General features: G+C 54.9%; 11 protein-coding genes and 1 riboswitch. Of the genes, 9 read left to right on the forward strand and 2 right to left on the reverse strand.

What is annotated here, in order from left to right; all coding sequences use genetic code 11:
- Positions 1 to 66 precede the first annotated feature (66 nt).
- Positions 67 to 1,596, reverse strand: a complete 1,530-nt coding sequence (gene gndA, locus L1F30_RS13285; protein ID WP_253356718.1) for an NADP-dependent phosphogluconate dehydrogenase — start codon at positions 1,594 to 1,596, stop codon at positions 67 to 69.
- 395 nt (positions 1,597 to 1,991) lie between these two features.
- Here gndA and L1F30_RS13290 point away from each other — a divergent pair, with 395 nt between their 5' ends.
- The 5 genes from L1F30_RS13290 to L1F30_RS13310 all read left to right on the forward strand — a co-directional run bounded on the left by L1F30_RS13290 (position 1,992) and on the right by L1F30_RS13310 (position 6,151).
- The gene (locus L1F30_RS13290) at positions 1,992 to 3,170 is read left to right on the forward strand and encodes a thiamine pyrophosphate-dependent dehydrogenase E1 component subunit alpha (protein WP_253356719.1); all 1,179 of its coding nucleotides are present in this window, start codon (positions 1,992 to 1,994) and stop codon (positions 3,168 to 3,170) included.
- A gap of 2 nt (positions 3,171 to 3,172) precedes the next feature.
- Complete coding sequence (locus tag L1F30_RS13295) at positions 3,173 to 4,150, forward strand: alpha-ketoacid dehydrogenase subunit beta (RefSeq protein WP_253356720.1); 978 nt, start codon at positions 3,173 to 3,175, stop codon at positions 4,148 to 4,150.
- 25 nt (positions 4,151 to 4,175) lie between these two features.
- Positions 4,176 to 5,417, forward strand: a complete 1,242-nt coding sequence (locus tag L1F30_RS13300; RefSeq protein ID WP_253356721.1) for a 2-oxo acid dehydrogenase subunit E2 — start codon at positions 4,176 to 4,178, stop codon at positions 5,415 to 5,417.
- Between the two features lie 166 nt (positions 5,418 to 5,583).
- Positions 5,584 to 5,790, forward strand: a complete 207-nt coding sequence (locus tag L1F30_RS13305; RefSeq protein WP_253356722.1) for a hypothetical protein — start codon at positions 5,584 to 5,586, stop codon at positions 5,788 to 5,790.
- Positions 5,791 to 5,827: 37 nt separating this feature from the next.
- On the forward strand, positions 5,828 to 6,151 hold the full coding sequence (locus L1F30_RS13310) for a DUF1330 domain-containing protein (RefSeq protein WP_253356723.1): 324 nt from the start codon (positions 5,828 to 5,830) through the stop codon (positions 6,149 to 6,151).
- Between the two features lie 142 nt (positions 6,152 to 6,293).
- Here the strand turns inward: L1F30_RS13310 and L1F30_RS13315 are convergent, their stop codons facing one another.
- Positions 6,294 to 8,012: a hybrid sensor histidine kinase/response regulator gene (locus tag L1F30_RS13315; protein ID WP_253356724.1), complete on the reverse strand. Its 1,719-nt coding sequence runs from the start codon at positions 8,010 to 8,012 to the stop codon at positions 6,294 to 6,296.
- 68 nt (positions 8,013 to 8,080) lie between these two features.
- A riboswitch (TPP riboswitch) is annotated at positions 8,081 to 8,183 on the forward strand.
- A gap of 74 nt (positions 8,184 to 8,257) precedes the next feature.
- Between L1F30_RS13315 and L1F30_RS13320 the strand changes: the two genes are divergently transcribed.
- From L1F30_RS13320 to L1F30_RS13335, 4 genes are all read left to right on the forward strand, one after another.
- The gene (locus tag L1F30_RS13320; protein ID WP_253356725.1) at positions 8,258 to 10,402 is read left to right on the forward strand and encodes a TonB-dependent receptor; all 2,145 of its coding nucleotides are present in this window, start codon (positions 8,258 to 8,260) and stop codon (positions 10,400 to 10,402) included.
- Between the two features lie 88 nt (positions 10,403 to 10,490).
- The gene (locus L1F30_RS13325; protein ID WP_253356726.1) at positions 10,491 to 10,751 is read left to right on the forward strand and encodes a hypothetical protein; all 261 of its coding nucleotides are present in this window, start codon (positions 10,491 to 10,493) and stop codon (positions 10,749 to 10,751) included.
- 5 nt (positions 10,752 to 10,756) lie between these two features.
- The gene (pnuC, locus tag L1F30_RS13330; RefSeq protein ID WP_253356727.1) at positions 10,757 to 11,389 is read left to right on the forward strand and encodes a nicotinamide riboside transporter PnuC; all 633 of its coding nucleotides are present in this window, start codon (positions 10,757 to 10,759) and stop codon (positions 11,387 to 11,389) included.
- Positions 11,390 to 11,397: 8 nt separating this feature from the next.
- Positions 11,398 to 12,273: a phosphotransferase gene (locus tag L1F30_RS13335; protein WP_253356728.1), complete on the forward strand. Its 876-nt coding sequence runs from the start codon at positions 11,398 to 11,400 to the stop codon at positions 12,271 to 12,273.
- Positions 12,274 to 12,482 lie beyond the last annotated feature (209 nt).

Consider the following 12,482-nt stretch of genomic DNA (forward strand, 5'->3'; position numbering starts at 1 on the left):
ATGTAGGATTGCAAAAAACGATCTGCCAGATCGAACGAGGCCCCGCCATGACCGCGGGGCAGGGATTTACTTCATTTTTACCATAGGGCGACCGGCCTGCCCCCACTCAACATGGTACTTCTTGCCACGGGGTTTATCGGTGCGCTCGAAGGTGTGGGCACCAAAGTAATCGCGCTGGCCCTGCAACAGGTTGGCGGGCAGTACCGCCGTGCGGTATGCATCATAGTAGCTCAACGCCGAGCTTAACGCCGCCACAGGCACGCCCCACAGGCTTGCGTTTGCCACGGCTTTGCGCCAGTTGGCTTGGTAGGTTGAGATCTGCTCGGCGAAGTAGGCATCCAGCAGGAGATTATCCAGCTCTTCATCGCGCTCGTAGGCATCGGCGATGGATTGCAAAAATACCGCGCGAATAATGCAGCCGGCGCGCCAGATTTTGGCGATTTCACCAAAGTTCAGGCTCCACTCCTGCTCACTGGCTGCGGTCTTCATCAAGTCAAACCCCTGTGCATAGGCACAGATTTTGGCGCAGTAAAGGGCGTCGTGCAGCTGCTCGATAATGGCTTCGCGCTCGGCCACATCGGGCAGGGCTTGATCTGGGCCTGCCAGCAGCCGGGCGGCTTTTACGCGCTGATCTTTCAGGGTGGAAATGGAGCGCGCGAACACCGCCTCTGAAATGGTGGGCGCGGGGCAGCCAAGCTGCAGGCTGCTGACGGCGGTCCACAGGCCTGTGCCCTTCTGGCCGGCCTTATCCAGAATCATGCTTACCAGCGGCTCGCCGGTTTCGCTATCTCGGGTATCCAGCACTTCGGCAGAAATTTCAATCAGGTAGCTGTTTAAACGGCCCTCATTCCAGCGCCTGAATACCGCGGCTACTTCGGTGTCGGTCATGCCCAGGGCGTCGCGCATTACCTGGTAGGCCTCGCATATCAGCTGCATGTCGGCATATTCAATGCCGTTGTGCACCATCTTTACATAGTGGCCTGAACCGCTCGGGCCAATGTAAGCCGCACAGGGCTCGCCCTTGGCCACTACTTCACCGGGGGCTTTGCGCTCAATGGGCTTGCCGGTTTCGGGGTCCACCTTGGCGGCAATGGCCTCCCACAGGGGTTTGATGCGCGTCCAGGCGTAGGGGTCGCCACTGGGCATGAGCGAAGGCCCGAAGCGAGCGCCCACTTCGCCGCCAGATACCGCCGTTGAGAACAAAATAAACTTGCCCTCATACTCTTTTTCACGGCGCTGGGTGTCTGTCCAGAGGCTGTTGCCGGTATCTACTACAATGTCGTCGGCCTGCAGGCCTGCATCTATCAGCTTGTGGCACACATCATCTACCGGGTCGCCAGCAGGAACAGAAACCACAATCAAGTGCGGCGCACTCAGGCTTGCCAGCAAATCTGTATAGGAATTGCAGGTAAATACCCGGGGGCTGGCATCGCCACGCTCGGCTTCATCCTGCGCCCTGAGCGCCTCAAGCTTGGTTTGATCAAGGTCAAAGGCAATCACGCGAAAGCCGTTATCCACAAGGTTCATGATGAGGTTCTTCCCCATCACGCCGGCGCCAATGAATCCAATATCACAAGGCTGATCAGTTACGGGCATGGGGCTAATTCCTCTGGCGGGTAAAAAGCCGCCATTTTACGCCAATCGCGCGCCCAATAGGGAGCCAATTTTCAGGAAATACCAAGGCCTGCCCCCGCCGCGCCGAGCCATATCAACTACCATTTATTATATTCTTGGTATAAGTCACTAATATTTATAACTTGCGAGCAACTAATATCCCAAGTGGCACCTTAGGCCCCTCAAGATAAGTAGGACTCACCAAAGCCTTGCATGCTAATTTTTTGGGCTATTGGCTGGGGTTGGAGCGACTACACTCAGAGACCCTGGCCGGGCCGGACAGAGCCACCGGCTAGACCTGCACAACAGCCATAACACGGCAGGCAGATGCTTATAAAAAGTCTCAATCCACACCACCTACGGGTAAGAGGTAACAGATGAGCGACAAAATCACCCACCAACTGCGACTGATGTCCGGTTTCGAACTGCCCATTCCCACCCTGAGCCTGCTAAAGGCCGACGGCACGCTGCACACCGGCGCCAAAGCGCCCAAGCTCAGCAAGGAAACCGCCCTGCGCATTTACGACACCATGCTGTTTATCCGCGTGTTGGATGAACGCATGGTAGGCGCCCAGCGCCAGGGGCGGCTGAGCTTCTACATGACTTGCACCGGCGAAGAGGCCGCCGTTATCGGCTCTGCCGCCGCCTTCGAAGACAAAGACATGATCATGGGCCAGTACCGCGAGCACGGCGCTTTGCGCTACCGGGGCTTCAGCACCGAACAGTTCATGCACCAGATGCTATCTAACAGCAAAGACCTGGGCAAAGGCCGCCAGATGCCCATTCACTATGGCAGCAACGCGCTCAACTACATGACCATATCCTCGCCACTGGCCACCCAGATTCCACAAGCGGCAGGCTATGCCTACGCACAAAAATTGGAAGGCCAGCAGGCCTGTACGCTGGTGTATTTCGGCGAAGGCGCCGCCAGTGAAGGCGATTTTCACGCAGGCATGAACATGGCCGCGGTACTTAAATGCCCCACGGTGTTTTTCTGCCGCAACAACGGCTACGCCATTTCTACCCCGGCAGATGAACAGTACGCCGGCGACGGCATTGCCGCGCGCGGTGTGGGCTACGGCATGAAAACCATTCGCGTAGACGGCAACGATGTACTGGCCGTATACGCCGCCTGCGTAGAGGCGCGCAAAATTGCCGTGGAAAACAACGAGCCGGTGCTGGTTGAAGCCATGAGCTACCGCCTGGGCGCACACTCCACCTCAGACGACCCATCCGGCTACCGCTCGCGCGATGAAGAAGACAAATGGCGCGCAGTAGACCCGGTGCTACGCATGAAAAACTGGCTGATTGCCAAAAAGTGGTGGAGTGAAGCCGAGGAAAAATCCCGGCTGGAAGCCTACCGCAAAGAGGTGCTGGATACCCTAAAGGCCACCGAAAAAGTGCCCGCACCCGAGCTTGCCGAGTTAATTACCGATGTTTACGACAAACCTTGCGCCAACCTGGAAAACCAGATGGCCGAGCTACGCGAACACATCGCCAAATACCCGGAAAAATACCCCAAAACCGCAGCCAGCGTTACCGGTAAGGAGCACTGATCATGGCTAAAATGAATTTACTGCAAGCCGTAAACAGCGCACTGGATCTGGCCATGGCCAACGACAAGCGCGTAGTGTGTTTTGGTGAAGACATCGGCAAGTTCGGCGGCGTGTTCCGCGCCACCAGCAACCTGCAAGAAAAGTACGGCCGCGCCCGCTGCTTTAATACCCCGCTCACCGAGCAAGGCATTGCAGGCTTTGCCATTGGTATGGCAGCGCAAGGCCATGTGCCGGTGGCAGAAATGCAATTTGCCGATTACATCTTCCCGGCGTTTGATCAAATCGTGAATGAAGCGGCCAAATTCCGCTACCGCTCGGGCAACCAGTTTAATGTGGCCGGCCTCACCATTCGCACGCCCTACGGCGGCGGCATTGCAGGCGGCCTGTACCACTCGCAATCGCCCGAGGCCTACTTCACCCAAACACCGGGTTTGAAAGTGGTTGTGCCCTCCACACCCTACCAGGCAAAAGGTTTATTACTGGCCGCCATTCGCGACCCCAACCCCGTAATTTTCTTCGAGCCCAAGCGCCTGTATCGCGCAGCCGTTGGCGAAGTGCCCGAAGACGATTTTGAATTGCCGCTGGGCGTTGCCGAAGTGGTGAAAGAAGGCGCAGACATCACGCTGCTGGCCTGGGGTGCCCAAATGGAACACCTGCAAGCGGCGGCCGCCATGGCCGAAGCCGAGGGCATTTCCTGTGAGGTGATCGACCTGCGCACACTGCTGCCGTGGGATGTAGACACTGTGGCCAAATCCGTGAAAAAAACCGGCCGCCTGCTCATCACTCACGAGGCCCCCATTACCGGCGGTTTTGCCGGTGAAATAGCCGCCACTATTCAAGATCACTGCTTTTTGTATCTCGAATCACCCATTGCGCGCGTGTGCGGCCTGGACACCCCCTTCCCCCTGGTGCACGAAAAAGAGTACATGCCCGATCAGTACAAAATTTTCGAAGCCATTAAACGCAGCATTCACTACTAAGCAATCAGGACAAGGATAAGACACCATGATTAAAGATTTTATTCTGCCCGATATCGGCGAAGGTATTGTGGAGTGCGAGCTGGTTGAGTGGCTGGTAAAAGAAGGCGACACCATTACCGAAGACCAGGCCGTGGCCGATGTGTCTACCGATAAAGCCCTGGTGCAAATTCCCTCAATGTACGATGGCAAGGTGGTAAAGCTCTATTACAAAGAGGGCGACATCGCCAAGGTACACGAGCCGCTGTTTGCCATTGAAATTAATGAAGGCCCAAGCACAGAGCCCGCCCCTGCGGCGAAGGCCGACGCCCCCGCACCAGATACCAAACCACCGGCCGCGCCGCAGCAGGCCGCCGTAGACGACAGCGCAGACGTCGCCTTTGAGCGCAACACCTCGCGCGCGCTCACCACACCTGCCGTGCGCCGCATTGCGCGGGAAAATGATGTAGATTTAAGCACCGTGCCCGCCACGGGCAAAAACGGCCGCATCTTGAAAGAAGACATGCTCAACTTCCTGAGTGGCGACACCCAGGCCAAGGCAGAGCAGCCGGCCACCAGCCCCAAGGCAAGCGTTGATCGCACCGAGCCCATCAAAGGTGTGAAAGCCGTGATGGCGCGCGCCATGCAGGAATCTGTGTCTAGCATTCCACACTTCACCTACGTGGATGAAATCGACATCACCGATCTTGTGACACTGCGCCTGCAATTAAAAGCCAAGTACCCGGACATCAAAATCACCATGATGCCCTTGTTCATGAAGGCCCTTTCGCTGGCGCTGCAGGAATTCCCCACCATGAATTCCCGCGTGAACGAAGACTGCACTGAAATCACCTACCTGGGTGCGCACAACATTGGCATGGCGGTAGATTCCAAAGTGGGCTTGCTGGTACCGAACATCAAAAACGTGCAGGCGCTCAGTATTCTGGAGCTGGCCGGTGAAATTTCTACACTTACCGAAAGCGCACGCTCGGGCCGCGTAAGCCCTGAAACATTAAAAGGCGGCACCATTACCATCTCGAACGTTGGCGCCATTGGCGGCACAGCGGCCACACCCATCATCAATAAGCCGGAAGTGGCCATTGTGGCGCTGGGTAAAATGCAGGCGCTGCCGCGCTTTAATGCCAAAGGTGAGGTAGAGGCCCGCAAGATCATGACGGTTAGCTGGTCTGGCGATCACCGCGTCATCGACGGCGGCACCATTGCGCGCTTTAACAATCGCTGGAAGGAGTTTCTGGAAGACCCGGCCAGCATGCTGGTTGCCATGCGCTAACAGGCGCTGGAACATAAAAAGGCAGGCGGGGTTACCCGCCTGCCTTTTTTATTGCCCGCCGCTTCGCCCGGCGCGTGATAACATCATCAAAATCTAAAAAATTCTAGCCATTCGGCCATAAATCAAGCCACTATAAAGTAACTCACCCCTATTCAGGAGCAGGCCCATGAAACACACACTCTTGGCATTCATAGTAACAACCACAGCGATCACAGCGTGCGATAGCAAACCACCGCAAGACGACACCCAGCCAGATGGCGTTATTCCACAGCATCAATTAGATGCGCTGGAGAAATCCAAAAATGTGGAAAACCTGCTCAAAGAAGCCGACAAAAAGCGCAGCCAATCTGCCGATGGCGATGGCGATGAATGATTAATCAGGCTCTGTAAAATAAAATTGAGGACACACCATGCCCGTACTGGCACTTAACCTATTCGATGTAGCAAACAAAGAAGAATACCTGGCCTATGTGCGCAAATCCGGCAAAGCGGTGGCAAGCCACGGCGGTGAAGTGATTTCCATCGGCAAGTTTCGCGAAGCACGCGCCGGTGACTTGGCGCCCCGCCAAGTAATGATTCTGGTGCAGTGGCAATCGGTTGAACATTTTGAAAACTACTGCAATAACCCGGCGCTAGCCGATATGCACCCGCACCGGGAAAAAGGCACCAGCAATTATATTTGGCAGCTGTTTGATAAACTGGAAGACTTCCGGCCCCTGTTAAAGGCCATGTAAGCAGGTAATCATCCGTAGCTGCCATGCTAATGGCGAAACCACCACCGGAAACGACATTAAATTTTGCGCACTTTCAGCCTTAAGTTAGTGCAGCACATGACCTAAACCTTGGTTTTAGGCCCGCTCAACCTAGCCGGCCGCCCTAACGCTTATTGGCGCAGGTTATGAGTAATTTATGCAATTGCTGTTTTTCTACAGGTTTAGCCAAGTGACCATTCATACCCGCCGCAACACAAAGTTCAATTTCCTCGCTGAGCACGTGGCCTGTTAACGCAAATATTGTGCACGCTTCCAACGCATGCGACTGCTCGTGCTCACGAATCGCTTTTGCAGCCAGCAGGCCATCCATAACCGGCATTTCACAATCCATAAGTATCACTTGAAAGGGCACATTCTTGATGACGGCGTTGAGCGCCTGAGCGCCGTTGGCCACCATTTCGGGTCGGATCTGGTAACGCGCAAGCAATCCCTTGATGACCATCTGGTTCACAGAGTCGTCTTCGGCAACCAGTACCCGTAAATGGCTCAAATCAGGCAATACCTCAGACGGCGCAATTTCCTGCTTGGGAGCCTGAGTGTCGGCCAGTGGTAACCACAGGGTAAAACAGCTACCCACGCCCACCGTAGAACGCACCTCTATGCGCCCCCCCATAGCCTCTGCAAGCCCTTTGCAGATGGCCAAGCCAAGGCCGGTGCCGCCAAACTTGCGGTTTACGCTGCTGTCGCCCTGCACGTAGCGGTGGAACAGGCGCGCAAGCTTGTCTTTGGCAATACCTATACCTGTGTCTTCAATGGCCACTTCCAGGCCTTGGCGCCACCCCAGCCTCACCTGGACTTCGCCTTCACGGGTAAACTTGAAGGCATTGCTTAACAGATTGACCAGGATTTGGCGCATGCGCGTGCTGTCGCCCTCCACCCATGCGGGCACGGCATCATCTATATCAAGGTGCAACGCAATGGCACCGGTTCTATGCTGAAAAAGCGCCGCAACCTCATGCACCAATGTGCGTAAATCAACGGGCCTGGCTTCCAGCTCCAACTGCCCCGCTTCCACCTTGGACCAATCCAGAATATCGTTAATTACGCCCATTAAATGCTGGCCGGAATGGGTAATAATTTGTGCCAGCTGTTGTTGCTCTGCCGTTAAACCGGCATCCATCAGTAAATCGGCTACCCCCAACACGCCGTTTAAGGGGTTGCGGATCTCATGAGACATTTGCGCCAGAAATTCACTCTTGCCGCGATTTGCCTCTTCTGCTGCAGCCATGGCATCTTCCAGTGCCGCCGTGCGCCTTTGCACCCGCAATTCCAGAAATGTCTGGTGCGCGCGCAACTCGTCATTGGCGCGGGTTAACGCATCATTAAGTTCGTGATTTTCAATTTCGGCCGCAATCCGGCCGGCAAATAATTCAAACAGGCCCTGCACCCTGTCTGGGTGGCGAATTTCCGTTTTATACAGAGCCACAATCAAGCCCAAACACTTACCAGAACGGTTATATAAAGGTGTTCCTATATACCCTTCTATTTGCATGTCGATCAGTAGCTGATCTTTCGGGTAAAGGCTGCAGATATCGCGTGGGTAAACACACACGCTGTTGTCTAGCACATCCTGGCAAGGGGTGTACGCTAGGTCGTACTCCATGTTGTCGCCCAGCTGGCCTCCGGCGCAAAGTGCCAAAGTTTTTACCCGGGTTTCGCCAGGTAGCAACCGGCTGATGAAGGTGAAGTCTGAGGCGATACAGGTTGCAAGCTGCTGTGTGATCGCCTGATAGAAATCCTTCCCGGCACTGTTGCCAATGCCTGACATAACCTTCGGGATGGTACTGCGGTAATAATCCAGCTCAACAATATTACTGTTCATCGTATCCTCCAACCACTGGCTTTCCAGTATAGCCAAGCTGACGGCGTTACTCGTTTGCTGGTACAATCTCGCCCGCCAAGGGGTGTCTGGCGCGCCAGACTGAGATGTCTTCGACGAACCCTGGAACCTGATCCGGCTAGCACCGGCGTAGGAATGGGCACAAAAGCGATAGCTATCGCCTGATAACTTTCCCCACCATCACGTCCTTTGCCGGATCTCAATTTTCCTGTTTGAATTGAGGTCCTATGAAACAGCTTTCTCATCACTTGCCACATAGCCTGCTGGCTGCATCCATTGCCATGAGCTGCGCCAATGCCAGTGCAAACGCACTGGAAGAGGTTACCGTAACGGCAGATTTCCGCGATGTTGCACTCACACAAGTGCCCGGCAGTATTACCGTTATTAACGCCCAAACCCTGCAAGATGAAAGCGCTCGCCACTTTGAAGATGTGCTTAACAACATTGCCAACCTGAACTGGTCGGGCGCCACCAGCCGCCCCCGTTACTTCCAGATTCGTGGCGTAGGCGAACAGGAAGACTACCAGGGCGCGCCCAACAGCTCGGTGGGCTTTATGGTTGACGACATAGACCTCTCGGGCCTGGGCATGGCCGCCAGCACCTTTGATGTGCAGCAAGCGGAAGTACTACGCGGCCCCCAGGGCACCCGCTTTGGCGCCAACGCAATGGCCGGCATGATCTACCTGAAAACCAACGACCCTACCGATGCGTTTACTTTCAAAGGCCAGGCCACGCTCGGTGAAGACAACCAGCAAGGCCTGGGTGTTGCGATTTCCGGGCCGATGACCGATACCCTAAGCTACCGTGTGGCAGTGGAAAACCAGCAACAAGACGGCTACCGCAACAACAAATTTTTAAACCGCACAGACACCAATGGCCGCGATGAGCTCACCACCCGCGCCAAATTGCGCTGGGCGCCAAGTGATGCATGGCAAGTTGATCTCAACTACCTCTACGCCAATCTGGATAACGGCTACGATGCCTGGACCCTCGACAACAACGGCTTTGACACCCTCACAGATAAACCCGGCGTAGACAGCCAGGAAACCCATGGCGGCAGCCTGAAAATTCACTGGGCCGGCGAGCAGTTGCAGGTAACGGCGATTACGTCTGGTACCGATACCGATCACCGCCACGCCTATGACGGCGATTGGGCAAACCCCGCCTACTGGGCAAGCAAATCCTGCACGGCCTACGACAGCGACTGGAACGTAATAGGCACTGAACCCTGCGTGTACGACTACATTTGGGATAAACAGGCAAGCCGCCAAACCCTGAGCCAGGAAGTGCGCCTGGCCTCTACTGCCAACAGCCAATTGTTTAACAACACCGATTGGCTAGTGGGTGTGTATCAACACACACTGGAAGAAAACAACGATCTCTACTCCGAATACAACACCTGGCCTGATGCGGTTTTACAATCAGACTACCAAGCCACAAACACGGCCGTGTTTGCCCAAACCGATACGCAGCTTTCCCGTGCGCTTGCGCTATCGATCGGTGTGCGCAGCGAAACCCGCGATGCCGATTACAGCGATTCCAACAGCGATGCGTTTTCGCCCTCTGAATCTATGTGGGGTGGCCACCTGGCGTTGAGCTACAGCCTGAATGATGCGCACACCAGCTACGCCCGCATTGCCCGCGGCTACAAAGCCGGCGGCTTTAACATGAGCCTGCCAGCCGCGCTTGCCGATAAAAAGCAATTCGACACCGAAAGCCTGCTGAACTACGAGCTGGGCGTTAAATCCGTTTGGGCAGAGGGGCGCGCCAGCACCGGCATTACCCTGTTTTACATGAACCGCGAAGATCAGCAGGTCTCGGCCTCGCAGCAAGATCCGGACGACCCGCAACGCTTCGTGTTGTTTACCGAAAATGCCGGCAACTCCAACAACTACGGGCTTGAAATTGAAGGCCAATTTGCCGCCACCGAAACCCTGGAAGTGTACGGCAGCCTGGGCTACCTGCAGGCCCAATACGGCGACTACAGCTACCAGGATAAATACGGCAGCCCCGTAGATCTCTCTGGCCGCGACCTCGCCCACGCACCGCGTTACACCTACAGTGCCGGCATCACCTTCAGGCCTGCAAACGGTTGGTTTGCCAACCTCAACGCCAATGGCAAAAGCGACTTTTACTATTCAGACAGCAACGATTCTACATCTGAAGCCTTTACGCTAGTCAACGCAAAATTCGGCTACGAAACCGAACAGTGGGCCGCCTACTTATGGGGCCGCAACCTCACCGATGAACGCTACGGTGTACGCGGTTTTTATTTTGGCAACGAGCCGGATCAGGATTGGGCCGACAAGCAGTACATCCGCTTTGGCGACCCGCGCCAGTTAGGCCTCACCTTTAATCTGAAATTTAACTAATCGTTAATGCTTTTCAATAACTCGCGCTTTCATCGCGTGAAGGTCAAAAAATAAACAGGGCTCTGCATGCAGCGCCCCTGGAGTGAATATGAAGCTGACCGTTGAAATCGCCATGTACCCTTTTCGCGAGGGCTACCTAGACCCAATTAAATGGTTTATTGATCGCCTGGATCAATACCCCAATATCGAGCGCGTCACCAATGCCACCGCAACCCAGGTGTGCGGCGATTACCAAGAAGTGATGCACATGCTCGCAACCGAAATGCAAGCGGGCTTTAAGAAATGGGGCAAAGCCGTGTTTGTGTGCAAGTTTATTGGCGATGCACTCGACCTTTCCTTTCGGCAATAAACACCATGACGGCCCTCACTGAATTTTTAAGCACTGCCTTTCAGCAAGCCACTAGCCTGGGCATAGCCGAAGCCATTGCCGTGGCACTCGCCATGGCATACATAATATTTGCCATTAAAGAAAGCCTATGGTGCTGGCCGGCGGCATTTTTAAGCACCGCCATTTACACCTGGCTGTTTTGGGAAGTGTCGCTGTTAATGGAATCGGTGTTGAACGTTTACTACATGGCCATGGCCGTGTATGGCTACTGGCACTGGCGAGCAAATAAAAATGCCCACCAGGATACCAAACCGGTAGTGAGCTGGTCGCTGGCCCGCCACGGTTGGATTATCGGCATAAGCACCCTGGGCTCAATAATACTCGGCTACCTGATGGCCACCTACACCCAGGCCCACTTCCCCTGGCTGGATGCAGCCACCACCGTATTCGCGGTAGTTACCACGTGGCTTGTGGCGCAAAAAGTATTGGAGAATTGGCTTTACTGGATTGTGATTGATGCAGCCAGCATTTATTTGTATATCCAAAAAGATCTGATGCTCACCGCCGCACTATTTTTAATTTACATTGTGTTGGCTGCAATCGGCTACTTACGCTGGCAAGACACACTGCCCTATAACAGCGATCAGCCCAGCCGTTAATCAACCTTATGCACACACCCTTAACAGCCCCACAGCAATGCACACTCGCCAAAGCAGGCTTTGCCCATATTGAATGGGTAGCGCCGCTGTGCGCCGGTACCAGCAACCAAAATTTTCACATTCGCGCGCGCGGCCGTGAGTGGGTGCTACGCATTAACAACCCGCTCACCGAAGCCCTTTGCCCGCGCGCCAATGAAGTAAGTTGCTGGCAGTTGGCGGCAGACGCAGGGCTGGCACCGGCGCTTGAGTATGTGAGTGACGATCACGCCATATACATCAGCCAGTTTATTGCGCAAGCCACACCTTGGAGCGCGCACTACCCACACATTGAAAACGCACCCCAGTTAATAGATGAGCTGCTGCAAAGCCTTGCCAAGCTTGCACTGCCCAAGCACCGGGTAACGCCAAGCCAGCAGTGGGCGCACTACCGCCAGCTGCTTGAATCACACCCGGCAATGCCTTTGCACTTACAGGCAGAATGCCATCAGGTGCTCTCGCTCAATGACGAGATGTTACAGAGCCTTACACGCCTGAGCGAACGTGAAAATACCCGGTTTTGCCACCGCGATCTAAACCCGCACAACCTGCTACTGCACAAAGGGCGGCTCATGTGTATAGATTTTGAATACGCCTGCGCAAGCGACCCACGCATGGAATTGGCGGCACTGCTAACCAGCCATACGGCGCTCAATTTTGAACCCGATTTACTGCACCACCTAGCTGGCACCGCGTCGCAACAGCAACAAGATTTGGCCGATGCCAAGCTATGCTATTGGGTGTTTACCAGCGCGTGGAGTTTATTAATGTGTGCAGACGGAAAACCGGCCCGCCCATGGCTTGAGGGCGCACTTAAAGAAATAGCGCGGATTATCGGCATCAGATAAGCATCTTGACACCCTACTCTTCTTTTACGCAGGCGTATGGCAACTTGTGCCCCTAAGCCAATTGCGCCAACCAATGGGCGTATACTGCCAAATATTGTCAAGAACCAAAACAAACCTGACGGCTATTACCACGCTCTGCACTAGGTGTTGCGGAATGCCCAACGGGCATATGCGGGGAAGTATTGCCATGGCAGCATCCTTGTCACCAT

This window comes from Simiduia sp. 21SJ11W-1, from assembly GCF_024138675.1.
Classification (GTDB): domain Bacteria; phylum Pseudomonadota; class Gammaproteobacteria; order Pseudomonadales; family Cellvibrionaceae; genus Simiduia.